This is a genomic window from Streptomyces sp. SS8 (assembly GCF_054072955.1).
Window position 1 is genome coordinate 56,510 of the sequence record NZ_JBSVCZ010000015.1, and the last position, 25,601, is coordinate 82,110.

Below are 25,601 nucleotides of genomic sequence, written 5' to 3' on the forward strand. Positions count from 1 at the left end.
TTCTTGAGCACATCGACTTTCTGACACCGTTTTATGGGCGTGATCCGGCGCTGATCCGGCCGCGCGACCCCACTTATTGATCTTGTTCAGGAATCGGTCGATTCGTCAACGTTCGCTTTAATCCGCCAGTGGGCGAGGTTGTTGCGGGTGGTCAAGGTGTGGGGGTGGTCGGGGCCCAGTACCCGCACCATGTTGGTAAGCAGCTGTTCGTAGGCGGCTGCGGCGCCCACCGCATCCCCCGCCGCACCCCGCCAGTGGGCGAGGTTGTTGCGGGCGGTCAGGGTGTGGGGGTGGTCGGGGCCCAGCACCCGCACCAGATCGGCCAGCAGCTGTTCGTAGGCGGTCGTGGCACCTGCTACGTCCCCCGCCGCACCCCGCCAGTGGGCGAGGTCGCCTCGGGCAGTCAGGGTGAGGGGGTGGTCGGGGCCCAACACCCGCACCAGGCCGGTCAGCAGCTGTTCGTAGGCGGCTGCGGCACCCGCCGCATCCCCCGCCATACCCCGCAACCGGGCGAGGTCGTTGCGGGCGGCCAGAGTGTGGGGGTGGTCGGGGCCCAGCACCCGCACCCGGTCAGCCAGCAGCTGTTCGTAGGCGGTCGTGGCACCTGCTACGCCCCCCGCCTCACCCCGCAACCGGGCGAGGTTGCCGCGGGCGGCCAGGGAGTCAGGGTGGTCGGGGCCCAGCACCCGCACCCGGTCAGCCAGCAGCTGTTCGTAGGCGGCTGCGGCACCTGCTACGTCCCCCGCCTCACCTCGCATGTGGGCGAGGTTGCCGCGAGTGGTCAGGGTGTGGGGGTGGTCAGGGCCGAGGACCCGCACCATGTTGGCAAGCAGTTCCTCGTACGCGGCTGCGGCACCCGCCGCATCCCCCGCCTCACCCCGCCACCCGGCAAGGTTGCCGCCGGCGGCCAGGGTGTGGGGATGGTCGGGACCCAGCACCCGCATCAGATCGGCCAGCAGCTGTTCGTACGCGGCTGCGGCACCCGCCGCATCCCCCGCCCCACCCCGCCACCAGGCGAGGTTGCTGCGGGTGGTCAGGGTGTGGGGGTGGTCAGGGCCTAGCACCCGCACCTGGTCGGTCAGCAGCTGTTCGTAGGCGGCCGTGGCACCTGCTGCGTCTCCCGCCTCACCCCTCGCCCCGGCAAGGTCGCTGCGGGTGGTCAGGGTGTGGGGGTGGTCAGGGCCTAGCACCCGCACCATGTTGGTAAGCAGCTGTTCGTAGGCGGCCGTGGCACCTGCTGCGTCTCCCGCCTCACCCCTCGCCCCGGCAAGGTTGTTGCGGGCGGCCAGGGTGTGGGGATGGTCAGGGCCCAACACCCGCACCAGATCGGCCAGCAGCTGTTCGTACGCGGCTGCGGCACCTGCTGCGTCTCCCGCCTCACCCCGCCACCGGGCGAGGTTGCCGCGGGTGGTCAGGGTGTGGGGGTGGTCGGGGCCCAGCACCCGCACCAGATCGGCCAGCAGCTGTTCGTACGCGGCTGCGGCACCCGCCGCATCCCCCGCCATACCCCGCCACCGGGCGAGGTTGCCGCGGGCGGCCAGGGTGTGGAGGGGGTCGGGACCGAGGTGGTGGTGGGTGGTTTCGGTCAGACGGTGGAAGTGGGTGATGGCGGCGGTGACCTGGCCGGCTTCGCCGAGGCTCTCGCCGGTACGGAGGAGCACGGTGTGGGGGGTGGGCCGGTACAGGGCGTCTTCGGCGGTGTGGGTGAGGGCGGTGGTGTTGGCGCGCAGGGCCTGGGCGAGGTCGGTGTCGCGTTCGATGTCGGGCCAGGCGGCGGTCAGGGCGTCGGCGGCGGTGCGGGCGCAGCGGTCTCGGTAGTCGCTGGGGAGGGGTTCGTGGACGGCGCGCTGGATGAGCTGGTGGATGCGTACCGCTTGGTGGGGGGTGTCGGGGGTGTGGGTGAGGAGGCTGAACTGTTCCAGGTTCGCCAGCGCGTCGGCGGCGTCGTCGGGATCGATGGCGGCGCTGTCTTCCGGCATCGGGGTGTGTGTGGTGGGGGTGTGGTGGGTGGTGAGGTGGGCCAGGATGGGGGCGTTGTTCAGCACGGGGGCGGGGATGCCGTTGGGGTCCAGCAGTGCGATCAGGTGCAGCAGGGGCCGGGCCAGTCCTTGTGGGGGCTGCTGGTCGGCCAGTTCGATGGACATCTCCCACGCGGCGGCGACCGTTCTGCTCTGCTCGTCGGGCAGTCCTCCCACGGGTGGCAGTACGTGGGTGAGGGTCTTGGCCCGGTCGGCGAGGCGGCGGCGGTAGGCGGCGCAGTCCAGCTTCCGGTTGATCATGAAGGGGATGGCCTGGGACAAGGCCAGCGGCAGGTACCCGAAGTCGCTGGCCAGGCCCGCGATCTGGCCACGATCATCGACGCGGCCGTGTTGGGCGAGTTTGGCTGTCAGGTAGGCGCTGGCCTGCTCGGGGGTGTACAGCCCGATATCGATGCGGCGCCGGCCGGAGGTGTGGAAGGCGGCGTCCTGGTTGCGGGTGGTGACCACGGTCTGCCCGTGCGCCACGTCCGGTGGCCACAGCCCGCGGACTGCCCCGGGGTCAGGTACGTCATCGAGCACGATCAGCCACCGGGCCCCCGGTGCCGACCCGCCGCCGCGTTCGCCGGGCGGCAGTCTCAGCCAGTCGCGGAACAGTCCGGCGGCCTGCGGGTCGGCGGGGTCGGTGCCCAGGATCTGGGCCGCGGCGCCGGCATAGGCGGCGGTGATCGCCTGCTGGGACGCGGCGGTGATCCACACCAGCACCTCCACCCGGCGTTCATCAAAGGCGGTGCGGGCGTAGCGGGCGGCGAGCTGGGTCTTGCCGACTCCGCCCATCCCGACCAGTAACTGGCCCAGCACCGCCGTCCCGCCGTCCGCGGCGGCTTCCAGCTGCGCGGTTTCGGGCCGGTCCTGGTAGCAGTCCGCCACCGCAGGCACCGGACCCAGCATCCGACGCACCGGGCGACGGCCGCCCTTGCCGGACCTTCTGCTCTTGGCCGCCGCCGCGCGCAGCGTCTCCCACCCGCCCACCGGGTCCCGCGGACACCCGGCGCTGGCCATGCCCTTCAGCACGCCCACCACAGTCGCCAGGGTCTTCCCGTTGGAGGGGACGGCCTTGCCGGTCAGCCAGTCGTTGAGCGTGGAGTCGTCCACCTGGGTGCGCCGGGCAAGTAGGTCGTGTGTCGGCTTGCCCGCAGCCCGGTAGAGCGCGGACAGCTTGAGGTGGAACTCCTGCACCGGATCGCGCGCTTCCGCCACCGCGTACTCCTCCCCTCCGGACGGCCAATGTCCGTCCGGAGTCCATCCGGACCGGATGAACTCCGGAAAACACCCCCGCCCGGACTGACCAGGATAGACAGGCTCGTTGTGCCGTGCGGGCGTTTCCGGCCCACCGGTACGCGATGCGCTCATGGGAAGCACCACCCCAGCGCCCCGCCTCGCGGGCCTGCCTCGGAAGGTGCCCGCCCATGTCCGCCCTGCCCCAGCTCCTCGACGGCGCCCTGCTGCCCGCCGGCGCGGCCGCCGCGGTCTACACCGGCACCATCGCCGCGGTCGCGCTGACCGCAGCCCTGGCCCGCGACCCCCTCCGCCGCCGGGACGCCCGCGAAACCCTCAAGGTCCTCCTCCGCAAGACCCGCGGCCGGTGACCACCCACACGCGCAAGCCGCGACCTCCCGCCGCCGGCCGACGCGGGCCACCGGCGTTCCAGGCCGCGACGTCCCGGCGGGTGCTCATCTCCAGCGGTCGGTGCCGTACGGCCTGAGGCAGAGCCAGGACAAGGCGGTCAGCCCTGAAGCCGGCCTTGCTCAGTCCTCCCGGTTTGCGCAGGGCTCCGGACCGCCCTCGGTTCCGTGCCGTGCCTGCGCACCCTGCCCACGGCTGAGCATTCCGCACAAGGCGGTCCGGCCCGCAGCCAAAGGTGGTGACTCCGGGCCGGACAGCTTTCGACGGTCGGGCCTGCCGTTATGTGTCCTCGCCCTCGTCACTGTGTGGGTCGCGCAGCTGGCGCAGGCCCGGCGCCGGCGGGCGGGTGAAGGCGTAGCGGCCGAGGAAGTTGATGTGGTCGTACTGGAGCGGGGAGAGGCGGGCGAGTAGTTCGTCGGTGACGGGGAAGCCGTCGGCGGCCAGCTGTTTGACGGCGGCGTCGATGTAGAGGCTGTTGAACAGGACCACGGAGTTCAGGGCCAGGCCCAGGGCCCCGAGCTGGTCTTCCATGCCTTCGCGGTAGTGCTGGCGCAGTTCGCCGCGCTGGCCGAAGAAGATTTTCCGGGCGAGGCGGTGGCGGGCTTCGGTGACGTTGAGCTGGGCGCCGATCATGCGGCGGTAGCCCTCGTCGGAGACGAACTGGAGCAGGTGCAGGGTCTTGAAGATCCTTCCGTAGTGGGCGAACGCGTCGCCGAGCCCGGTCGGTCTGCCGTCGCGGGAGAGCATGCGGATCAGGTCGTGGCCGCGGACCTCGCCCAGGGTCAGGGAGCCGGCGACGCGGAGCATGTCGGCCCAGTGGGCGCGGATGCGGTCCAGGCGGATGGTGTGGTTCGAGGCTGGCTGGAGCGGCCCGTAGTCGGCCGCGGTGTTCGTGCGCCACAGCCGGGCGTCGGAGATGTCGGCGATCCGCGGGGAGAACTGGTAGCCGCAGATCGCGAACAGGCCGAAGACGATGTCGGAGTACGAGGCGGTGTCGGTGATGACGGTCTCGGGCTTCGGCCCGCCGTCGCGGGCGTGGATGGCGTCCAGGATGAACAGCGAGTCGCGCAGCGTGCCCGGCACGACCACCCCGCCCAGCCCCATCACCTGGTCGTTGACCACGTTCAGCCAGGTGGCGCCCTTGTGCCGCAGGCCGAAGTACCGGGGGTTCGAGCCCGCGTACAGGGTCTGCACGGGCACGGTGAAGCGGACCCCGTCGGCGGAGGCGACCAGGCCGCCGCCCCAGGCCCGCACGACGTCGATCTTCGCCTGGGCCTCGATGAACAGTCCGTTCGCCACCGAGATGTTCTCGGCCCGGAAGTAACCCTGGTCGATCTGGACCAGACGGCCCCGGGTGAGCGCCGGGACGCCCGGCTTGATGACCGGCGTCAGGCCCACGTTGCACGCCTCGCTCAGCAGCACCGCGCACAAGCTGGTGGTGAAGCCCTCCATGTGGGAGTCGGCGCCGGAGATGTGCGTGAACGCGTCCGCCATCCCGGTCAGCTCGGCGACCTCCAGCAGTAGCTCGGGGAAGTCGACCTTCGGCAGCATGCCGTTGACCAGCTGCCGAAACGGCGGCATGAGCCTGGGCTCCTCCGCCTTGCCGAGCTTGGCCAGCTTCAGCTTCCCGTCCACCACCTCCAGCGCCGTGTTGCCGGGCAGCCCGGCGGCGACCTGGACGTACGCGGCGTGCAGGGCGGAGGCGAGTTCGGCGAGGTGTCCGGCCGGCTCGCTCTCCAGACCGAGCGCGGTGAGCACCCTCGGCTCGGCCGTCCTCCACTTCTCCCCGGCCAGCAGCTTCGCCCGGGGATCGCCCCAGCGGTCACCGCCGGTGGCGAACACGTCCCGCCGGCGCAGCGAGCGGTGCAGGTGCTCCAGGACGCAGAAGGAGTACGCGGCCTTGTCGACCAGGCCATGCGGCACGTTGGGACCCTCGAACACCAGCCGCCGCCACGAGCCCGTCACCAGCTCCGTGGAGACCTCCTCGGCGCCGACCTTCTTCCGGCCGATCAGCTCCGGCAGCCGCTTGAGGGCCCGCACCACGGGGGCGCCAGCCTCGACCGCACCGAAGTCGATGACCTCGACCAGGAGCCGGATGAAACCGCGCACCGTGCCGTAGCGGGCGACCAGCTCGGCCCGCCACTCCGCATCGTCGTCCCCATCGGTGTCCGGGACGACCGCGGCGATCGTGGCGAGCGCGGCGGCCAGCTGCTCGCGCGGCACAACCTGCTCGATCGCCGACCACGCGTCGACCACGGAGACAACTTCGCCGGTGTCGGTCGCGGGCGGCGTCGTCATCAGCACATCGACCGCCGCGGCGACCTTCTTCGCCGCCCGGCGCAGCTGCGGAAGAGCCTTGAGCTTGGCGTCGTTGCCCATCCGCTCGGCCTTCGCCAGCAGCCTGGTGGCCATCAGCGCGTGCAGCAGATCCAGCGCGTCGTCCACCGTCGCGGTCTCCAGGTGCCGCACCGTGGCCAGCAGCGTCGCGGTCTGCCTCGTGACCTCCAGCCGCCTCAGCGTCGGCGCCTTCGACGTCAGCCCGTACCGGGCCAGCCCCGTCATCCGCGCGGCCGGCACCCGCCCGGCGTCCACCGCGCCGGCGCCCAGGCCCCGCACCTCACGGGCACGGTCCAAAGCCAGTTCCATGGCCTTGCCCGACACCCGCACCGGACCCAGCCGCAGCCGCTCCAGCTCCGAGACCCGCTTCTTCTCCGGCACCTCCAGCAGCCGGACCATCTCGATGCGCAGGCCGTCCGGCACCGCCTCGTACAGCGCGGCGTGCAGCCGGTCGTTCTCCTCCTGGCGGACCGCGGCCACCATCCGGGCCAGCGTCGTGACCCCGGGCAGCAGCACCCGGTTGCTCACCAGCCACACCACCGCCCGATCGAACAACGCCCGCGGCCCCTCCAGCGACGACCACACCCGCGCCGCCAGGAACTCCCGCAGCTCCGCCTCACCTGCAGCGAAGTCCCGGTAGCCGTAGGCGTCCCGGATCTCCCACGCATGCTCGTACGCCGTCTGCGAGCGCGCCCCGTACCCGGCGAAGTGCTCGTCATCGACGGACAGCTGCTCGGCGACGAACCGCACCACGGAAGCCGGCACCGCCGTGGGGTCCTCGGTCAGGAACGTGCCGAGCATCCGCACCGTGCCCCACTGCACCGCCCACCCCAGCCTCGTCGCCGGACGACGCTTCGCCCCCGCCAGCTCCAGGGCCCGGGTGTCCAGGCGGAAGAACTGTTCCAGCTCACCGGGCGACGGCTCCGTGGCGAACCGCCCATAGCGGGCCTCTTGCTCAGCAGACAGGTACTCAACAGGCATGACCAGGAACGTAGAGCCCGCTGACCAGGCAAAACAGACACGTCACCGAACCGGAATCAAGATCGTCCCGCTACCGCTAAATCCCGTTCGGATACTCCCCGAGGGCCGCTCTCACCAAAGCGCCTTCGCCGTGCGCTACGCACCAGGCAGCAACGCTGAAGTCCCAGGACACTGGCAGCTGGCCATGCCGGGTGAGGATTCGACCACCTCCGATGTGACCAGTGTGGACAACGCGGCCGCTCTTGACAGCGTGAGCGACTGGACCCATCTGGCACTGGTCTATGACGGCTTCTCCAAGGAAGTGCGCCTGTATGTGAACGGAGTCCTGGACGAAGTCCTCTGCGCCGATGAAGACGGAAACGGCGACGCGGACGACGCCTCATGCACGGACCGCATTCCGTGGGCGGAAAACGTACTGCCTTTCAAAGCCACTGGTTCCCTGCAGGTCGGCAGGCTGACGACAGCGGGCACAGGCAGTGAGCACTGGCCTGGTCTGGCGGATGACGTATGGATCTTCCAAGGCGCACTGAGTGATGAGCAGGTGTCTTACCTGGCAGGGCAGTTCTACGGAACTCCGACCGAGATACCGGATCCGAACTGACCACGGAGCCGGTGCGCCACGGCTGCCCTTGGCGGTGCACCGGAAGCTACTCCTGGCAGCATCCGGCTTTCTGTTGCTTCGCCAATCTGGGCTGTCCCTCGCCCGGGTGCGGCTCTCGTGATGAGGAGTAAAGACGGAGATGAGTTTCAGATCGGTGATCCGAGCTGGATCGAAGTTGCGACGCCGCACGGCGCTGGCCGTCTCGGCAGTGATGGTGGGAACGCTGCTGCAGGCGGTCTCCGCACCCGCAGTCGTGGCCGATGACGGGAACCCTTCTCAGTCGCTCGACCTGGGCACGCCGGTAACAGGAAAAGAGGGCATCAAGGTCAGGCCGCGTGATACTCACAAAGGCCCGAAGACCCCGGCAGAGAAGCCCAAGGCGGCCTGGCCCAAGGCCGGCGCAGCCGTAGTGAAACTTCCCGAGGTCGCAGCGAGAAGTTCCGAAGATCCTCCTCCCAGAAAAGCGAAGGGGCTGCCGGTCGCTCTCGGAGTACCGGCGGAGGCGAAGACCGGACACCCTGGAGTACGGGCCAAGGCTGCCGAGGCAGCAGCTGCAGGGAATGTCGAGGCACGGGTACTGGGGCGCGAACAGACTGCCAAGGCAGGAGTGGAGGGCCTGCTTCTCACCCTTGAGCTGCAGATTGACGGCGAATCCGGCAAGATCGGTGTAACAGTCGACTATTCGGCCTTCGCGCAGTCATACGGTGGCGGCTACGCCTCCCGGCTGACCCTGGTGGAACTGCCCGAGTGCGCGCTGACAACCCCGGAGAAGAAAACATGCTCAACACGCCGGGCTGTCCCCACCACCAATGACACTGAGCAGCAGAAGCTCACCTCTGACAGCGTAACCCTACGCTCGGACGCACCGACCGTGCTGGCCGCAGTCGCCGATGACCAGGGTGCGAAAGGCGACTACAAGGCCACCCAGCTCTCCCCGTCGGCCACCTGGAACACCAATCTCAACACCGGCGACTTCACTTGGTCCTACGACATGCCAGTGCCCGAGGTCCCCGGAGGCATGAAGCCGAGCGTCGGCCTATCTTACTCCTCCGGAGCCATCGACGGCCGGACGGGAACGACGAACAATCAGTCGTCCTGGGTGGGCGACGGCTTCGAACTGTGGCCCGGCTACATCGAGCGCCGCTACAAGCCCTGCGCCGACGACGGAGTGAAGAACGCGGACGGAAACAAACCCGGAGACCAGTGCTGGGGTTATGACAATGCCTTCATATCCTTCAACGGAAAGAGCGGCGAACTGGTACCGGTCGGTGAAGACAACTGGAAGCTCAAGCGGGACGACGGCACCAGAATCACAAGGCTCACTTCCACCAACCGGGGCAACGGCGACGACAACGGCGAGTACTGGCGGCTGACAGACCCGCAGGGCAATCGCTACTACTTCGGCTACAACCGCCTCCCGGGCTGGGCGTCGGGCAAGGAGACCACCGCCTCTACCTGGACCGTTCCCGTCTTCGGCGACGATGCGGGCGAGCCCTGTCACGCCTCCGCCTTCGCCGACTCCTGGTGCCGGCAGGCATGGCGCTGGAACCTGGACTACGTCGTCGACCGGCACGGCAATGCGGTCGCCTATTACTACGACAAGGAGACTAACTCCTACGGGCGCAACCTGAAGGCGGCGGACGACACCCGCTACGACCGTGGCGGCCACCTGGACCGCATCGAGTACGGGCTGAAGTCCTCCAGCATGTACGCGGCCAAGCCGCTGGCCAAGGTCGACTTCACCAGCTCGGAGCGCTGTCTGCCCAAGAGCGGAGTGACCTGCGCCGCGGACACCATCGACGAGCAGGCATTCCACTGGTACGACACCCCTTGGGACCTCAACTGCGAGGCCGGCGAGGACTGCGATCAGCGCCTGTCACCTACGTTCTGGACCCGCAAGCGGTTGACTGAGGTCTCCACCCACGTCCTCAAGCCCGACGGCTCCTACGGCAAGGTCGACTCCTGGAAACTCGGCCACCGCTGGGGCATGGCCGACATCGACTACCAGCTCCTGCTGGACAGCATCCAGCGCACCGGGCACACGGCCAGCCCGACGGTGACCCTGCCGAAGACCACGCTCGACTACACCCAGATGGAGAACCGGCTGGACGAGACCGGAGACGGGTACGCGCCGTTCGTCAAGGAGCGCCTGTCCACGGTGGCCGACGAGTCCGGCGGCCAGATTGAAGTCAACTACTCGACCTCGGCCTGCGACTCCGCCTCCCTGCCCGCCCCGCAGACCAACACCACCCGCTGCTTCCCGCAGTACATCGGCGGATCGGCGGAGGAGGACCCGGAGCTGCACTGGTTCAACAAGTACGTCGTCACCTCCGTCAGCGCCACCGACCGCACCGGAGGGGCACCGAACCAAGTCACTCGCTACAGCTACCTGGGCGGAGCCGCCTGGCACTACGACGATGACGACGGCCTGACCAAGGAGAAGCACAAGACCTGGTCCCAGTGGCGCGGTTACGGGCGCGTGCGGGTGCAGACCGGCGGACATGACACCGGCAGCATGGAGACTCAGCAGGACACCTACTTCCTGCGCGGCATGCACGGCGACCGCAAAGACACCTCCGGGGACACCACCAAGACCGTCACCCTCTCCCTCGGCGAGGGAGAGGGCAACCCCATCACCGACCACGAGTCAGCCAGCGGGTTCGCCTACAAGACCGTTACCTACTCCGCGCCCGGCGGAAAGGTCCTGACCAAGACGGTCAAGAGACCATGGCACCACGAGACCGCGAAGAAAGTCCGTGACTGGGGTACGGTGACCGCCAACTTCACCGGCACATCCCACACCAGGACCTGGACCTCCCTGGACGACGGCGCCGGCAGTCAGTGGCGCATCACATCCTCGTCGAAGACATACGACACCGTCGCCGGACGCATCACCGAAGTGGACGACCGGGCCGACAACTCCACCGCCGCCGACAACCGGTGCACCCGCACCACCTACGCCACCAACACCGAGAAGAACATCCTCACCCTGCCCTCCCGGGTGGAGACCGTCGCTGTGGCCTGTGACGCAGCCCCGGACCGCTCCAAGGACGTCATCTCCGATGTCCGCACCGCCTACGACGGTGGTGGCTACGGCGACGCCCCCACCAAGGGCGACGCCACCGCGAGCGCGGTGTTGAAGAAGCACGACGGCACCACGGCCACCTACCTGGAATCCGGCGCGACCTTCGACTCCTACGGCCGCTCCCTGACCTCCACCGACCTGACCGCCACCGTCACAGTTTCCGGCGACGGCATGCTGATCCGCGCGCCGCGCACCGACGGCCGCACCACAACCACCACCTACAGCCCGACGACCGGCTCTCCCACGGAAATCACAGAGACAGGCCCGCCAGCCGTCGAGGGAGACAGCACCTCGGCACTGACCACCATCACGGAACTGGATCCGCTACGCGGCCAGCCGAAGGCCACATACGACGCCAACAACGTCCGGACGGCTTTCGCCTACGACGCGCTGGGCCGCTCCAGCAAGGTCTGGCTCGCCGGTCGCCTCACGGGCACCCCCCCGGACTACGAGTTCACCTACTACGTCAACGAGAACCAGCCGGTTGCGGTCGCCACCAAGACCCGTAACAACGGCACCGGCCAGTACACGACCTACACGATCTACGACGGCTTCCTCCGCGAACGCCAGACCCAGGCCCCCGGTCCCGATGGGGGCCGACTCATCGCGGACGTCTTCTACGACGAACGCGGTCTGAAAACCAAGACCTTCTCCTCGTACTACAGCGCAGGCGACCCCGGAACCGCGATCTTCGCCCCTGACAACGCCTGGTCGGTACAGACTCAGACCCACTACACCTATGACGGCCTCGGCCGGGAGACCGAGGTCCGGCAGATCGCCGGAAGCGGCACCGGCGGAACCGTTCTGGGCACCACCGAGAAGCTCTACGGCGGCGACCGCACAACTGTGATTCCGCCAGAGGGCGGAATGGCCACCACCACCCTCACCGACGCCCGCGGACAGAGCACTGAGCTGCGTCGGCACCACCTCCGCGCGGCCGACGCTCCCTACGACACCATTGCCTACCGCTACACCTCACGAGGCGAACTGTCGAAGGTCATCGATGCCGCAGGCAACACCTGGGAGTACACCTACGACCAACTCGGCCGGCAGATCACGGCCAAGGACCCCGACAAGGGCACCACGACAAGCCGCTACGACGACCGCAACCTGCTGACATCGGCCACCGACGCCCGCGGCGCCACTCTCGCTCACGTCTACGACGGCTTGGGCCGCCAGACCGAACTGCGCGAGGGTTCGGCGACGGGAGCACTGCGTGCCAAGTGGGTCTACGACACCATCAGCGGCGCCAAGGGGCACCTGGCCGAGGCCGTCCGCTACCACGACGGGAACGCGTACACCTCCAAGGTGACGGCATATGACCGGTACTACCGGCCGATCAGAACCGCCGTCGAAATCCCCTCCGCCGAAGGAGCCCTGGCGGGCACCTACTACACCGCCACCTCCTACAAGTCTTCCGGTCTGATCGGAAGCCTCAACTACTCGGCCGCCGGATCCCTGCCCGGGGGTGGCGCCACCTACGTCTACGACGACCGCACCCTGCGCACGACCTCGGTGTTCGGGCGCGACTACGACGCCGACGTCACCTACAACCACGTTGGCCTGCCGCTGGTGTACTCGCTCGGATCCTCCGGCAGCAGCCCGAGAACCAAGATCACCAATACCTACGAGCAGGGCACCCAGCGCCTGGCCACCTCCCGTGTGGACCGGCAGGACATCAACGGCGTCGACCGGCACAACACATACCGCTACGACGAGGCCGGCAACGTCCTGTCCATCACCGACGTCTCCCGCTCCGGCACCGACAACCAGTGCTTCACCTACGACCACCTGCGCCGCCTCACCCAAGCGTGGGCACAGCCCACCCAGACCTGCGCCGACGCCCCGAGCGCCGGAGTGCTCGGGGGCCCGGCCCCTTACTGGCACTCCTACACCTACGACAAGACCGGTAACCGGCTGACCGAAACCCAGCACGACACCACCGGCGACACCGCCAAGGACATCGAGCGGGCCTACGACTACCCCGCGCCCGGCAGTCCGCAGCCGCACACACTGGCCTCGGTGACCACCACCGGACCGACCGGCACGGCCCGCGACAGCTACGGCTATGACGAGTCCGGCAACACCACCGCCCGCACCCTCGGCGGCGACACCCAGCGGCTGACCTGGGACCCCGAGGGACACCTGGCCAAGGTCACAGAGCCCGTCGAGGGCGAGGACGACCAGGTCACCGAGTACCTCTACGACGCCGACGGCAACCGGCTCATCGGTCGGACCCCGACCGAGACCACCCTCTACCTCGGCCACACCGAGGTCACCCTCGCCAAGGGCACCACGGAGCCGAAGGCCACCCGCTACGTCGGCCTCCCCGGCGGCCACCAGGCCGTCATCGAGGACGACGGCACGGTCTCCTTCACCATCGCCGACCACCACGGCACCGGCCACCTCGCCATCGACGCGAGCGACCTGTCGATGACCCAGCGCCGCAGCCTTCCCTTCGGCGGCCCGCGCGGCGAGCAACCGGAGGTCTGGCCCGGTACCAAGGGCTTCGTCGGAGGCACCACCGACACCGCCACCGGCCTGACCCACCTCGGCGCCCGCGAGTACGACCCCGTGATCGGCCGCTTCATCTCCGTCGACCCCATTATGAACTTGGCCGACACGGAGTCCTTCCACGGCTACGCCTACGCGGGAAACAGCCCGATCACCTACTCCGATCCCACCGGCCTCGTCCGACCGGCAGAAGAAGGCGGAGAAGGATGCGACCCGATTACCTGTCCATACCTCGACTGGGGAAGCAATGAGGATCGCAGTGAGCTCCTGAACGCGCTGGCGAAGGAAGACCCGATCAGGTGGGGGCACTACGCGCCCATCGCCGACGTTCTGGGTAACACGGGCGGAAGCGGCGGAGGAAAGGGATGGTTCGAGACTTTCCTCAGCCATGGAAAAGATCGTGCGGCCGAGTTTCTCTACGGAGGAATTGAATTCATCCAGAGTAACATCTCTGATGGCTGGAACTGCGTAAGTGCATTGGAGTGCGAAGCAGCTTGGGAAAAATTCCTTAAGTATCATCCGCTAAACGGGGAGAACCTGGTAGAGCAGATCACTGCCATGTGGGGCAGTGGAGAAGAAATAGCCTCCGGGTTCTTCAACGGGAGAAGTGCACAGTCCAGCGCGGACCTCGCCATCATTGCCGCCTCACTCCTCACCGCCAAGAAGGGACTCAGTAAGTCCTCCTGTCACAGCTTCCTTCCAGGCGCCACGGTCCTCCTCGCTGACGGCACCACCAAGAGCATCGAGGACGTCGAGATAGGTGACAAGGTCGTCGTCACCGATCCCGAGACCGGTGAGACAACCACCCGTGAGGTCGTCGCCACCATCGTCACCGAGGACGACAAGCACTTCGTCGACCTCACCATCACCACCGAAGACGGCCCCGCCTCCCTCGTCTCCACCACCACCCACCCCTTCTGGGTGGAGAGCGAAGAGAAGTGGCTGGACGCCGGCAAACTCACCCCCGGCATGTCCCTGCGCGCTCCCGACGGGGCCACTGTCACCGTCGACGAGGTCCGCTCCTTCACCAAGCGTCAGCGCACCCACGACCTCACCGTCCAGGGCATCCACACGTACTATGTCCTGGCGGGCGAGACGCCGGTACTCGTTCACAACAGCAACTGCGACGTCGCCCGTAACGAGAAGGGGCAGTTCACGTCTGGGGAGAATGCGGACGCGGCCCGTGGCCGTCAGACACACTTGAACTACAAGAATGCCCTGGGGGCTGGGTACGACTTCGAAGTCAGGCTTCCGAGCGGGCTCCGGCCCGATGCGGTCGACTGGAAGAACCGTGTCGTGCGTGAGTTGAAGTCAGATGCGGCGAGCAGCCAGGCGACGGGACGGCGACAGTTGCAGAAGTACGTCGCCGAGTTGGAGGATATGACCGGTCAGAGCTGGACTGGCCATCTCGACACGTATAAGAGGTTCGGCTGATGGTTAACTCGATTCTCCTGAAGGCTCTCAATGAGGTCTTCAAGCCGCTGGGTTTTCGAAAGAAGTCGGCGAGCTGGTACAGAGTGTCTGGCGATCTCTACTGTGTAGTTTCCGTCCAGGAGTCCAGCTGGGATGAGTCGTGCTACGTAAACGTCGGATTCGCGCCAGCGGTCAATGTTAAGGCGGGGTGGCTCCCGGAGGCGAAATGTCTCGTCAGGTTCAGGGCGGACGCAATCACCTCCATTTCTCGCGAAGATCTCGACCTCCTATCTGGACAAGCAGCGGAGGCGCGTGGTGAGGATTCCCTTCGAATGGACCTTGTTGAAAAGATTGCAACTCCAGTAGCGCGGGCGGTCAATCCGATTGAGAGCGCTCAGGGCTTGAAGTCGCTGCTGCGTACGAGCGTTAGCGACCAGGTGTTCATTCATCGTGAAATCAGGGGTGAATTGCTTGAAGAGGGGTGACGCAGCGTCCTTGATTCCGAGCCGACAGCTTCACTTCCGCGAATTCGGACTTCTCGGAGTGTCGGTTTTGTCGGGATTGATCGGCGCTGACGGCAGTAATTGACGGCAACGGCGGCGAACACCAGGGGTGTTCGCCGCCGTTGCCGTCCGTGGTCAGGGACGGTCGAGGGAGTTGCCGAGTGCGGTCAGGGCGTCGCGTTGGAGGCGGAGTCGGACGTGGGCGTAGACAGTTGCGGTGACGCCGATGTGGGCGTGGCCGAGGAGTTCCTTGATCACGACGAGTTCGACGCCCTGTTCCAGGAGCAGGGTCGCAGTCGAATGGCGGAGGTCGTGAAAGCGGATGCGGCGGAGGCCGCCCTGACAGAGGAGCGTGGTGAAGGCGCGGCTGAGGTTGGTCGGGTCGATCGGTCGACCCTGCGCTGTGGTGAACACGTACCCGCTGTGCTGCCACGCGGCGCCCGCGGCCTCCCGCTCACGCTGCTGCTGCTCACGGTGGAGATTCAGAGACCGGACGCAGCGGGCGGGGAGGGCGATGCGGCGCTCGGCGGCCCGCGTCTTGGTGGGCAGCGTGGTGAGACCGCCGGTGCCGGTGCGCTGGAGTGTGCGGCGGATGGCGGCGGTGCCGGCGTCGAGGTCGAGGTCTTCCCAGCGCAGGCCGAGAAGTTCGCCCTTGCGGAGTCCGGTGTGAAGAGCGAGTTCGAACAGGGCGTGCAGCCGGTGACCTTGCGCGGCGGTGAGGAGCTGACGGGCTTCGTCGGCGGTGAGGGGTTCGAAGCGTCGGGGCCGTGGGGTGCCGGTGCGGACGTTGCGGGCGACGTTGCGCGGGATCTCCTCCTCGCGCACTCCGTGCTCCAGGGCGGACTTGAGCACGGAGTGGATGTAGGTCAGCGTCAGCGGAGAGAGCAGCTTGCGGCAGCACTGGCCGACGGCGCAGCAACGGGGCTGGTCGCGCCGGGTGTCGATGCCGCGCGCGCAGCACTGGCAGGTAGTGCGGAGCTGGTTGAGCCAGGTCCGGACGTCCCTGGCAGTGAGCCTGGCGAGCTTCTTCTTGCCCAGGCCGGGGATCAGGTACCGGTCGACGCAGGCGGTGTACCGGGTGTGGGTGTTCTCGCGGAGGTGGTGGACGGCGACGTTCTCCAGCCAGTACGTCAGGTACGCGCCGACGGTGCCCTGCGCGGAGGGAACGGGGAGACCGCGGTTGCTGACGGCGATCTTCTCGGTGAGCTTGGTCAGAGCCTCGGTACGGGTGGTGCCGTAGACGCGCACGCGCTTGCGGGTGTTGCCAGGGGCGAGAACGTATCCGGCGGCTTCCCAGCGGCCGTCCTTGCGCTGGTAGACGGTTCCGTCACCGTTCGCCCGGGTCTTTCTCTTCGAAGTAGCCATCAGGCGGCCTCCGCCAGTCGGTGGGAGATGAACTCCCGCAGCGCCGAGGCGGGGATGCGCCGGGACCGGCCGATGGTGACGGAGGGCAGGCGGCGCGAGCGGATCAGGTCGTAGACCGTGGACCGGCCGAGCCGGAGCCGGGCCATCACCTCCGGCACGGTCAGCAGTTCCTCGTCAGGCATGGGCGTTCTCTCCTTCCGTGCTGGCGGTGTTGGGGGTGAGGGCGTCGGTCAGCCATTGCTCGCCCGCTGTGAGGCCGGTGCCGGCGAAGGCCCAGTGCGCGAGGACGAGGGTGGTCTCCTTCGGTGCGGCGGCCGGGTCGTGGGGTGTCTCGCCGCGTGCGATGGCGGCTTGGAGGCGTTGCCACTCGGCGCGGGCGGTGCGGAGTGCGCCGAGGGTGGTGGAGTAGCGGCGGGTCTTGGTGGAGAAGTGGCCGCGGAAGCCGAGCATGTGGGCCCAGGCCCGCAGCCGCAGGTGTTCGAGGTCCTTGCGGGTGCCGAGGGTCCAGGCGGTGCGGATCATGCGCCGGGCGTGTTCGGTGAGGTCGAGGGCGGCCAGCTCGGCGAGGAACTTCAGCGGCCGGTCGAGGGTGCCGGTGGCGGTCTCGGCGCCCTTGGTGGCGTACTTGGCGATGTAGGCCGCGACGGCCCGGTCGGTCAGCTCGGTGCCGCCGTCGAGGTCGGCCGAGCGGATCGGGCGGATGTCGAGCTGGCGGCCGAAGGCGAAGGTGTGCTCGCGTCCGTCGAGGGTCGGACCGGTGATCCGGGCGGCGGAGGCGGCGGCGCGGATGGCGTCGGTCAGCAGCTCGGCGCTGGCCCAGGACGGGGGCGGGGCGTCGCCGCCGGTCGGGCCGTCGAGGCGGATGACGGCGTGGAAGTGGACCGCGCCGCGCTTTTGGTACTCGGCGACCTTGGCGAAGGACACCCGCGCGTACTGGCGGAAGGCGCGTTGGGTGAGCCCGGCGCGCTTGGCGATCTCCCGGCGCAGGTAGATCGAGAAGCGCCGCCAGATCGCCCCGGCGTGCGCGTTCCACAGCACGGCCGCTTCGTAGTCGTAGGTGTCGGGGTCGAGCGGGGTGCCGAGGGCGGGATCGTCGGCCGGGTGGCGGGTGCCGCAGCGGCAGCGGCCGGAGTCGGGGCGGTTGTGGACCGGGCCGAAGCCGGGCGCGGTGAAGGTGGCGAAGACCCGCGGGTGCGCGGCGACCTGCTCCGGGGTGCCCTTGCCGCCGCGCAGCCCGGCGGTGATCAGGTGGTAGGTGTCGCGGCGGTAGGTCTCGGCGCAGGTGGCGCACCGGGTGGTGCGGCGGTTGTTGCAGCGCACCAGCAGGTGCCCGGCCGGGAGCTGCGCCGAGTCCAGGCGGTGCAGTTCGGGGCCGATCTCCCCGGTGGCGGTGTTGAGGGCGTGTTCGGCGCGGTAGCCGGACAGCCGGATGGGGCGCGCGCAGCCGCCCAGGCCGGTCAGTTGCCGGACCAGGCCGGGCAGGCTGCCCCAGGAGGCCAGCATGCCGAGTTCTTTCGGCGGCGGCGGGGTGGTGCGGGGGATGATGGGCTTCTCCTTGTCTGGCTTGCGGGTCGGATGAGGGGTTGAGGCCGGTCGGGGCGGCGGGATGCTTGGCGGTATCGAGGCCGCCTCGACCGGCCGTTCAGCGGTGGTGCCCGCCGGTGAGCAGGGACCGCAGGACGAGGGCCGCGGCGGCCACGGATATGGCCGTGACGGCGACGGCGGCCAGGAGCGCGGTCAGCACCACGCCGCCGACGAGCACGGCGGCCACCGCGCCGGTCGTGGCCGGGGGCAGCACGGGCCGCCGGGCCGGGGCGGGGTGGCAGGAGCAGGCCGGCGGCTGGCCGTGCTCGGCGGCGGCCGGGAGGTGCGGTGTGGTGGGGAGCTGCGGGCGCAGGAACATGGCGGGTTCTCCTTGGTCAGTCGGTGGTGCCGTTGACGACCTCGACCCCGGTGCGGGTGCCGGTGTCGATGGCGGGGGCGAGGAAGGTCTGGGAGAGGTAGAAGCCGAAGAGGGCGATCACGACGACGACCCACAGGCGGATGCCGAGGAACTTGATCGCGGCCCAGGCGATGACGCCCAGGACGGCCACCAGGGGCAGGGAGACGGTCACGGGACCTCCGGTCAGCGGACGGGGCAGCGGTGGGTACGGGCGGCCAGCTCGGCGGCAGCCCGGCTGTCGTAGTCGGCGGAGAAGCCGCAGCGCGGCGCGGTGCAGGCGGCGGTGTGCTTCTCGCGGCCCCGGCCGTCGTAGGCGGTGCCGACCTGGACGGGGCCGATGCGGACGACGCGGCGGAAGCGGCGGCGGGCGGGCATGAGGCTCAGTCCTCTCCGGTGAAGTCGCTGGTGTGGTCGATGAGCCACTGTTCGATCTCGGGGTGTTCGTCCGCGGTGGCCCGCCGGAACGCTCCTTCGGCAACGGCCATGGCTTCGTCGAGGCGGTTTTGGCGGGTGAGCCGGGCGGAGCACTCCAGGGCGAGGCGGATGATCGGGCGCATGAGCAGCCCTCCTTGTCAGGTGAGTTGGGCGGCGATCTGGTCGGCCAGGGCGGGCGGGACGCCGAGGCGGGTGCGCAGGGTGTCGGTGTCGATGGGCGTACCGGTCCGGGCGCGGTGGGCGTCGGCGACCTTCCGGGCGTGCTCGACGAGCGCGGCCGGGATGGCGGGTGCCGCCGGGAGCGCCGGGGCAGGAGCGGCAGGCCGGGCCGGTTCGGGTGTGGGTTCCGGCGCAGGGTCGGCGGCCGCGGGCAGCTCGGCGGCGTCCTCCTTCGGCTCATCCGGTGCCGCCATGCCCGGTGAGTGGGCGAGGAGCGTTCCGCCGAGGAAGGCGACGGCGGGCCAGCCGGCGACGAGGATGCGCAGCCAGGCGGGCACGTTGCCGAGGTCGAGGAGTCCGGCGGTGGCGACGTTCGCGCCGAGCGAGGCGGCCAGGGCGATGACGAACCAGCACCATCCAGCCGTGGTGGCGTGGCCGGAGCGCAGGCGCCGCCAGGCCGCGACCATCAGCAGGTCGACGCTGACCGGGTACGCCCAGGCTTTCCAGCCGTGCTGTCCGGCCGCTGCGGCCAGGTCGTGCAGGTGCGCGAAGGACAGGGCACCGGCGATGACGGCCTGGACCAGCACGGCGTCAACGCGGGCCAGGTAGCGGCGCATGGGTGGCACCTCCTTTCGGTTTTCGGCATGGCAGGGGTAGGGACGTGGCGCGAGGGCGGTCGCGCCGACCGTGGTGCGGGGTGGTTCAGTCGGTCACGGGCCGCGACGTGACCAGCGGAGCCGGATGCTCGACCGGGGCCGGCGGAATGTGCGGCCGGAACGGGTCGAGGGCGGGCACGTCGGGTGCGAGGTGTGCCGTCTGTCGGCAGACGGCGGCGGCGTCGGTGAGGGAGAGGTAGGGGGTGCGGATGCGGGACCAGCCGCCGGAGGTGTCACCGGCCACGGCCAGGCCCGGCCGTTCCGGGGCGATGGAGCAGGCCGCTTCCACCGCTTCGGGGGCGATGTCGCCGAGCGCCATCTTGGCCGACGCCTCGTCGTTCACCCGGTGGCAGATGCGGCCGGAGAGCTGGGCGCGGAGCATGGTGGCGCCCTTGCCCAGCTCGGCGCCGAAGCGCTGCCCGCAGACCTCCAGATAGATTCCGGCGGCCCGGCCGAGTTGGGCGAGGCGGATGAGGTGGGTGACCATCGCGTCGCGCCGCTCCTCGTCCTTCTTCGAGGCCGTGAGGAAGAGTTCGGCCACCTCGTCGACGACCAGCACGATCGGCACGGGCCGCTCGTCGTCGGGCAGGCCCCAGACGTCGGAGGTGATCTCCTCGTCCGGGGTGGTGGGGGCGATGCCCTGCCGGGCCTTGATCAGGTCGTATCGGTCCTCCATCTCTCCCACGAGCACCGGCAGCAGTTCGGCCGCCTCCGCCGGTTCGGTGGCCAGGGCGGACAGGCGCGGGGCGAACGGGGCCAGCTCCACCCCGCGCTTGCAGTCGATCCCGGCCAGCGCGACCGGCTGCCGGGCAAGTCCCGCGACGAGGTTGCGCAGGTACATGGACTTGCCCGACAGCGTGGCGCCGAGGGTGAGTTGGTGCGGGATGGCGCGGTAGTCGCGGACGAAGGCGGTCGCGTCCTCCCGCAGCGCCACCGGCACCTTGAGGAGACCGCACTCGACACCGCGCGGCATCCGCACCCGGTCGAGGACATCGAAGCCGACGAGCCGCAGCTCGACCACGCCCGGCTTGACCTCCGCCACGTAGACGGCGTGGACGCCCCAGGCGTGGCGGAGCCGTTCGGCCGAGGCGGCCACGTCGGCTGGTTCCTGCCCCGGCGCCAGCCGCAGCCGCAGCCGCAGGCCGGTCGAGGTGGGGCGGATCAGGCCCCGGCGCGGTGGCACCGGCCTCACCTCCCGGCGGCTGGTCGCCCAGGTGGCCAGCGCCCGCAGTCGGGAGGGTGGCACGGTCAGCCCGCAGGAGTCCATGACTGCTCCGTACGAGGTGACCAGCCGGGCCACCGACACCGGCAGGCCCACCACGGGCCACCAGGCCGCCGGGTGCCGGGACTTGGCCCAGGCGGCGGCCCCGCCACCGGCTATGGCGACGGGACCGCCCACCTCCAGCCACGTCATCAGGTCCGACACGGCTCAGGCCCCCACCGCGGCCGGGACGGCACCGGGGGTGACGGCGGCGGCCCGGTAGGCGATGCCGTGGCGCTGCTGGCCGTTGAAGACGTTCTCCCACGGCTTGGCGACCAGGCTCGGCAGGGACACCGGAGCGCCCAGGGCCAGGCCCTCGGCGACGCCGCTTTCCGGGACGGTGACCCGGATCAGCGCGGACTCGCCGTCGTCGATGTAGACGACGCCGATCGTCATCAGCGTCTCGCCGCTCACGGCGTCCTTGGCCACCTCGCCGGTCTGCCGGTCGCGGACCTTGGGCTCAGGTGCTTCGGTCAGCAGGATCGTGGCGGTCGAGGTCTCCACACGGATGGTGCGCAACGTCTTGTCTCTCCTTGGATCGCACCGGAACCACTGACGCTTACTCGTCTAGACAAGATGCGGCGACGTGATCCCGAGTCGGTTCGGAACGCGGACCACTGTGCCACACAGCTTGCCCACTCGTCTATACGAGTATGCGTCTGGGTGTGTACGAGTCGAAACCAGCCGCGCACCGGACTGCATCGCACCCCACCCATCCCCGGCGTCAGGTGGCCGGCAGCCGGTACGCCAGGACGTAGGCGTCGGCGGCCATCACCGTGTCGCAGACCTCCACCGCGCGCCCCTCGGTGTCGTACGCGGTGCGGATCAGGTGGATGACCGGCACGCCGGAGGCCAGCCGCAGTGTCCGCACCTCCTGCGGGGTGGGCATCCGGGCCTTGATCTCCTCGTCGAAGTGGTCCAGGCGGTGCCCCAGCTCCTCCAGCCGGGCATAGATGCCGCCCGGCCCGGGGTTCGGCTGGGCGATCGGGGTGTTCCGCGCCAGGTCGAGCGGGAGGTAGGAGGTGGCGAACTCCACCGGCCGCCCGTCCAGCAGATACCGGCGACGACGGGCCAGCACCCGCCGCGGGGAGCCCAGGCGCGCGGCGATGTCCTGGCTGGGCCGTTCCTCCCCGACCTCCAGACTGTCCACCTCCGGCCGGCTACCGGCCGCCTCCGCCTCCACGATGAACGCGGACTTCCCCTGCTCGCGGTGGCGCCGGGCGAAGCGGTCGGAGGCCAGACGCCGCACCGGCGGACGTGGCCGGACGTAGACGCCCCTGCCGTGCTCGGAGACCACCAGGCCCTCGGTCTGGAGAATGGACAGCGAGTTGCGAACGGTCATCCGGGAGACGCCGTAGTGCTCGACCAGTTCGGCTTCGGACGGCAGCTTGTCGCCCTCCTTGAACCGGCCCTTGTCGATGGCTTCGCGGATCTGGTCGGCGATCTGCCTAAACACCGCGCGGTCACTGGTCGGGTCCAGCGCTCCGAGAGCACTGGAAGGGGAGGCCGCCATCTTTACTCCTTTGGATATCTAGACGAGAGGCTGAGTGTCGTTGCTACGGTGGAGAGCCTAGCCAGCTTCAGGAAGCCGAGGACCGTGAGTACTGCCGAACGCCCCCACTCCGTGAGCGTCGCCGGAGTCATCGTTGACGACCGCGGCCGGGCCCTGCTGATCAAGCGCAGGGACAACGGGCACTGGGAGCCGCCCGGCGGCGTTCTCGAACCGGGCGAGACCATCCCCGAGGCCCTCCAGCGCGAGGTCCTCGAAGAGACCGGCATCAAGATCGCGCTTCCGGCGACCCTGACCGGCGTCTACAAGAACATGACCGGCCTGATCGTCTCCCTCGTCTTCCGCTGCGAGGCGATCGACGGTTCCCCCACCACCGGCGACGAGACGTACGCGCTGCGCTGGGCCACCCGCGAGGACGTCACCGAACTCGCCGACGAGGCATACGCCGTGCGCGTCCTGGACGCCCTTAACGCGGCAGCCCCGCCGGCCGTCCGGGCGCACGACGGCGTGAAACTCGTCTAGCCCGAACCCACTGTCCATGGCCGCCTACCAGCACGAAGGAACTTGTATGGACGAGTATACGAGTACGGTGCGAGTCTGGGAACTCTCCTGCCCGAGACTCCCGGCCGAGGTCGGCCGCGCCCGCCGCTGGACCCGCGACATCCTCCACGACAGCCCATGCGCCGACGACGCCGCGCTGATCGTCACCGAGCTGGGCGCCAACGCCGTCACCCACACCACCGGGCCCGCCTTCCGCGTCACCATCACCCGCACCCCCGAGGCCGTCACGCTCACTGTCACCGACACCGGCGCCAGCACTACGCACCCGCAGATCACTCACCCCCACCAGGACGCCACCCACGGCCGAGGACTGGCCATCGTCACCGTCCTCGCCGCAGCGCTGGAGATCCACCACGACGGCCACGGCCACACGGTGACCGCTCACCTCCCCGCCTCCGCACCGCAGCCGACCACGCGGGAAGCCCAGCCATGCTGACCCGCACCTACTGGTGCGAGGCGATCGCCCACACCCTCGATGACGGCCGCACCTTCTGGCTCGGCGCCCACCCCACCAGCTCACCCCGCCTCGCCCTGCGCTGGCTCCAGCAACGGGCCCGCCACATCAGCGACCAGCTCGACCCACCAGCCGCAAGGCCGGTCCTCCACTGGCTTGACGACGCCCAGGCCCATGAACACGCGCTGGCCGATCTCGCCTCCGGCACGCCCTACAGCCACACGATCTTCGACGACGCCGTGCGCTACCTGCTCACCGCCCGACCCACTACAAGGCCCCGCCCATGAACCACGACCGCGCCGCCCGGAACGAGCAGCTGTACCGCTACGAGATCACCGCCGCCCTGAACGCCGTCGTCCGCGCCTGCCAGGACATCGTCACCGAACACAGCCACCGCGGCTTCTGGACACCCCACACCAGCACCGAGCCGACACCCAATCACCAAGACCTGATCGAGGCCGCCCGCCGCGACGTCCTCAACCGCCTCCAGATGGTCATCCACTGCGCCGAGACGGTCGCCTACACCATCGAGCACGACCGCCAACGCCAGCCCAACCAGCCGACCGAGTAACAACCTTCTCTACGAGTTCAAGGCGGCTCGCTCCGCTCGCCGCACGCGGCCCGGCTCCCCGCCGGGCCTGCGCTTCAGTCTCCGCCCCGCTCCGCCCCGGCGTCCGCCGGCCGCGCACCAGCAGCGAGCCCCCGGGTTGCTGACCAGGCGCCGTCGTGGCTGGGGCCGGTCGGCTCCACGGCTTTACGCACCTACCCGGTCCGGGACCCGCGTCGAGCAAGCCCAGGGGGCCACTCGGACACATTGCGGGCAGGTCCACAGCCTGCCCGAGTTGCCAACCAGCGTACGGCCCCCTGGTCCTGCCCGACCCCAGACCGGGCAGGACACCGCCCAAACCCGCTCCGCCGACCTTGCCGAAGGCCGACGCATGGTCTCCAGCCCATGCACGGTTCTGACGCTGAGGTTGAAAGGGTGGGGTGACAGAGCTACGGAGGCTCCAACACGAGTCCGGTCTCGGCGATGCAGCCGTCGAGGATCTCGGGTCGGCGTTGGATGCCGCGTAGCCGGTTCTTCACGAGTGGGGTGAGGCCGTCGATCGTGCGGGGCGCGAGGTTGGCCAGGGACTTCTTCAGGTGGGCCCACACGCCTTCGACGGGGTTGAGGTCGGGCGCATAGGGCGGGAGCTTGACGATGGTCAGCCAATCGCTGTCACGTTCGCAGAACTCCCGCAAGGACTTGGCATGATGGATGCTGGCGTTGTCCCACACCACGATCAGTGGGGCACCGCCGAGCTGCCGACGGGCAGAGGTCAGCAGGTCCGCGAACTCACGCGCCCGGAAGCCCTTCTTCTCGCCGGTCCGGCCCCGGTACGTTCGGGTCCGGTAGATCAGACGGGTCTCGCAGCCCGGTCTGACGCAGACCATCCCCGCCATCAGGACCCGGCCGGAACCCTTGCCCGTCACCCTGACCAGCGGTGTCCGCCCGCGTCGTGACCAGGTTCGGCCCTTACCGGGTTTCAGGTCCTGTCCGGCCTCGTCCTCGAACACTATCCACGCGCCCAGGAGTTGGGCCGTCCTCTTACCCGTGACCACTGCTCCGTCCGCCACGCGGCGACGGCCTGTTCGTCCCGCTCGACGGCCCGGTGCACGGGAACCTGTGGTGACCGGCCCAGCCGGTGCAGCAGATACGACACCCCCCGCGGGGTGTACCGGTGACCGAACAGGCGGTGGATCAGCTCCGCGACCCTGGCCAGGGTCCACCGCTGGTCCTCGCTCCAGCCGTGCGCGGCCGGCCCGGCCTCCAGCTCTGCCTGCAACCACTCGGCCTGGGCATCGCCCAGGCGGCACGGAAAGCCGCCGGCCCCCTTGGAGGCCAGGGCCGCGCTGCCGCCCTCACCCCAGGCAGCGTGCCAGGCGTACGCCGACTTCCGCGACACCCGTAACCTGCGGGCCACCTCCGGCGGCCGCACTCCCTGCTCGAACATCTCCGCGGCATCGAAACGCACCTTCTCACGCTTCGCCCGCCCCACAGCGGTCAGACCGCCGCCATCCGCATACCTCATGACGAGGATGTAGCACCGCCAACACCCGCTGTCACCCCACCCTTTCAACCTCAGCGGCAACGATGACGGCAACCGAGACGCACCCCAGCA

Annotated in this window: 22 protein-coding genes; 8 read left to right on the top strand and 14 right to left on the bottom strand. The window is 69.4% G+C overall.

Annotated features, from left to right (window positions below; all coding sequences use genetic code 11):
- Window positions 1-86 precede the first annotated feature (86 nt).
- Window positions 87-3,236 (bottom strand): tetratricopeptide repeat protein, encoded by a 3,150-nt coding sequence (locus tag ACW69E_RS16155; RefSeq protein WP_457498950.1) that lies wholly within the window; start codon window positions 3,234-3,236, stop codon window positions 87-89.
- A 209-nt stretch (window positions 3,237-3,445) separates the two neighbouring features.
- On the opposite strand from ACW69E_RS16155, the gene ACW69E_RS16160 reads away from it, so the two are divergent.
- The gene (locus ACW69E_RS16160; RefSeq protein WP_457498951.1) at window positions 3,446-3,625 is read left to right on the top strand and encodes a hypothetical protein; all 180 of its coding nucleotides are present in this window, start codon (window positions 3,446-3,448) and stop codon (window positions 3,623-3,625) included.
- Window positions 3,626-3,941: 316 nt separating this feature from the next.
- Here ACW69E_RS16160 and ACW69E_RS16165 read toward each other — a convergent pair whose 3' ends face one another.
- The gene (locus ACW69E_RS16165) at window positions 3,942-6,980 is read right to left on the bottom strand and encodes a Tn3 family transposase (RefSeq protein WP_457498952.1); all 3,039 of its coding nucleotides are present in this window, start codon (window positions 6,978-6,980) and stop codon (window positions 3,942-3,944) included.
- Here ACW69E_RS16165 and ACW69E_RS16170 point away from each other — a divergent pair.
- The 3 genes from ACW69E_RS16170 (at window position 6,979) to ACW69E_RS16180 (ending at window position 15,078) form a co-directional block, all read left to right on the top strand.
- Entirely contained in the window at window positions 6,979-7,581 is a 603-nt protein-coding gene (locus tag ACW69E_RS16170) for a LamG-like jellyroll fold domain-containing protein (RefSeq protein ID WP_457498953.1), read from the top strand. The genes ACW69E_RS16165 and ACW69E_RS16170 overlap by 2 nt on opposite strands.
- Window positions 7,582-7,792: 211 nt before the next feature.
- Entirely contained in the window at window positions 7,793-14,614 is a 6,822-nt protein-coding gene (locus ACW69E_RS16175) for a polymorphic toxin-type HINT domain-containing protein (RefSeq protein ID WP_457499026.1), read from the top strand.
- The gene (locus tag ACW69E_RS16180; protein WP_457498954.1) at window positions 14,614-15,078 is read left to right on the top strand and encodes a DUF4304 domain-containing protein; all 465 of its coding nucleotides are present in this window, start codon (window positions 14,614-14,616) and stop codon (window positions 15,076-15,078) included. The genes ACW69E_RS16175 and ACW69E_RS16180 overlap by 1 nt, the downstream gene beginning before the upstream one ends.
- A 153-nt stretch (window positions 15,079-15,231) precedes the next feature.
- On the opposite strand, the gene ACW69E_RS16185 is transcribed toward ACW69E_RS16180, so the two are convergent.
- The 11 genes from ACW69E_RS16185 to ACW69E_RS16235 form a co-directional block, all read right to left on the bottom strand.
- Window positions 15,232-16,461 carry a tyrosine-type recombinase/integrase gene (locus ACW69E_RS16185; protein ID WP_457498955.1) on the bottom strand — a complete coding sequence of 410 codons (1,230 nt, stop codon included), beginning with the start codon at window positions 16,459-16,461 and terminating at the stop codon, window positions 15,232-15,234.
- The gene (locus ACW69E_RS16190; protein ID WP_457498956.1) at window positions 16,461-16,643 is read right to left on the bottom strand and encodes a helix-turn-helix domain-containing protein; all 183 of its coding nucleotides are present in this window, start codon (window positions 16,641-16,643) and stop codon (window positions 16,461-16,463) included. Before ACW69E_RS16190 ends, ACW69E_RS16185 begins: the two co-directional genes overlap by 1 nt.
- A complete protein-coding gene (locus ACW69E_RS16195; RefSeq protein WP_457498957.1) occupies window positions 16,636-17,964 on the bottom strand; it encodes a replication initiator in 1,329 nt (442 codons plus the stop codon). Before ACW69E_RS16195 ends, ACW69E_RS16190 begins: the two co-directional genes overlap by 8 nt.
- Window positions 17,965-18,103: 139 nt before the next feature.
- On the bottom strand, window positions 18,104-18,364 hold the full coding sequence (locus ACW69E_RS16200) for a SpdD protein (RefSeq protein WP_457498958.1): 261 nt from the start codon (window positions 18,362-18,364) through the stop codon (window positions 18,104-18,106).
- Window positions 18,365-18,380: 16 nt separating this feature from the next.
- Window positions 18,381-18,575, bottom strand: a complete 195-nt coding sequence (locus tag ACW69E_RS16205; protein ID WP_162466063.1) for a hypothetical protein — start codon at window positions 18,573-18,575, stop codon at window positions 18,381-18,383.
- 11 nt (window positions 18,576-18,586) lie between these two features.
- A complete protein-coding gene (locus ACW69E_RS16210) occupies window positions 18,587-18,778 on the bottom strand; it encodes a mobile element transfer protein (protein ID WP_093852178.1) in 192 nt (63 codons plus the stop codon).
- 5 nt (window positions 18,779-18,783) lie between these two features.
- The gene (locus tag ACW69E_RS16215; RefSeq protein ID WP_457498959.1) at window positions 18,784-18,960 is read right to left on the bottom strand and encodes a hypothetical protein; all 177 of its coding nucleotides are present in this window, start codon (window positions 18,958-18,960) and stop codon (window positions 18,784-18,786) included.
- A 15-nt stretch (window positions 18,961-18,975) separates the two neighbouring features.
- The gene (locus ACW69E_RS16220) at window positions 18,976-19,614 is read right to left on the bottom strand and encodes a DUF2637 domain-containing protein (RefSeq protein WP_457498960.1); all 639 of its coding nucleotides are present in this window, start codon (window positions 19,612-19,614) and stop codon (window positions 18,976-18,978) included.
- Between the two features lie 85 nt (window positions 19,615-19,699).
- Window positions 19,700-21,079, bottom strand: a complete 1,380-nt coding sequence (locus tag ACW69E_RS16225) for an FtsK/SpoIIIE domain-containing protein (RefSeq protein ID WP_457498961.1) — start codon at window positions 21,077-21,079, stop codon at window positions 19,700-19,702.
- Window positions 21,080-21,082: 3 nt separating this feature from the next.
- Entirely contained in the window at window positions 21,083-21,433 is a 351-nt protein-coding gene (locus tag ACW69E_RS16230; RefSeq protein WP_457498962.1) for an SCO3933 family regulatory protein, read from the bottom strand.
- 205 nt (window positions 21,434-21,638) lie between these two features.
- The gene (locus ACW69E_RS16235) at window positions 21,639-22,427 is read right to left on the bottom strand and encodes a GntR family transcriptional regulator (RefSeq protein WP_457498963.1); all 789 of its coding nucleotides are present in this window, start codon (window positions 22,425-22,427) and stop codon (window positions 21,639-21,641) included.
- A 111-nt stretch (window positions 22,428-22,538) separates the two neighbouring features.
- Between ACW69E_RS16235 and ACW69E_RS16240 the strand changes: the two genes are divergently transcribed.
- Genes ACW69E_RS16240 through ACW69E_RS16255 form a run of 4 tightly spaced genes read left to right on the top strand, consistent with a single transcriptional unit; the run spans window position 22,539 to window position 24,010 of the window.
- Window positions 22,539-22,946: an NUDIX hydrolase gene (locus tag ACW69E_RS16240; RefSeq protein ID WP_457499027.1), complete on the top strand. Its 408-nt coding sequence runs from the start codon at window positions 22,539-22,541 to the stop codon at window positions 22,944-22,946.
- A gap of 46 nt (window positions 22,947-22,992) precedes the next feature.
- Window positions 22,993-23,421, top strand: a complete 429-nt coding sequence (locus tag ACW69E_RS16245; RefSeq protein WP_457498964.1) for an ATP-binding protein — start codon at window positions 22,993-22,995, stop codon at window positions 23,419-23,421.
- Window positions 23,415-23,726 carry a hypothetical protein gene (locus tag ACW69E_RS16250; RefSeq protein ID WP_457498965.1) on the top strand — a complete coding sequence of 104 codons (312 nt, stop codon included), beginning with the start codon at window positions 23,415-23,417 and terminating at the stop codon, window positions 23,724-23,726. The genes ACW69E_RS16245 and ACW69E_RS16250 overlap by 7 nt, the downstream gene beginning before the upstream one ends.
- A complete protein-coding gene (locus ACW69E_RS16255) occupies window positions 23,723-24,010 on the top strand; it encodes a hypothetical protein (RefSeq protein ID WP_457498966.1) in 288 nt (95 codons plus the stop codon). Before ACW69E_RS16250 ends, ACW69E_RS16255 begins: the two co-directional genes overlap by 4 nt.
- Window positions 24,011-24,435: 425 nt before the next feature.
- On the opposite strand, the gene ACW69E_RS16260 is transcribed toward ACW69E_RS16255, so the two are convergent.
- Window positions 24,436-25,511 (bottom strand): IS630 family transposase gene (locus ACW69E_RS16260; RefSeq protein ID WP_457498967.1). Its coding sequence is split into 2 segments (ribosomal slippage): window positions 24,436-25,052 and window positions 25,052-25,511, totalling 1,077 coding nucleotides; the frame shifts between segments, so codons are not numbered across the junction.
- Window positions 25,512-25,601 lie beyond the last annotated feature (90 nt).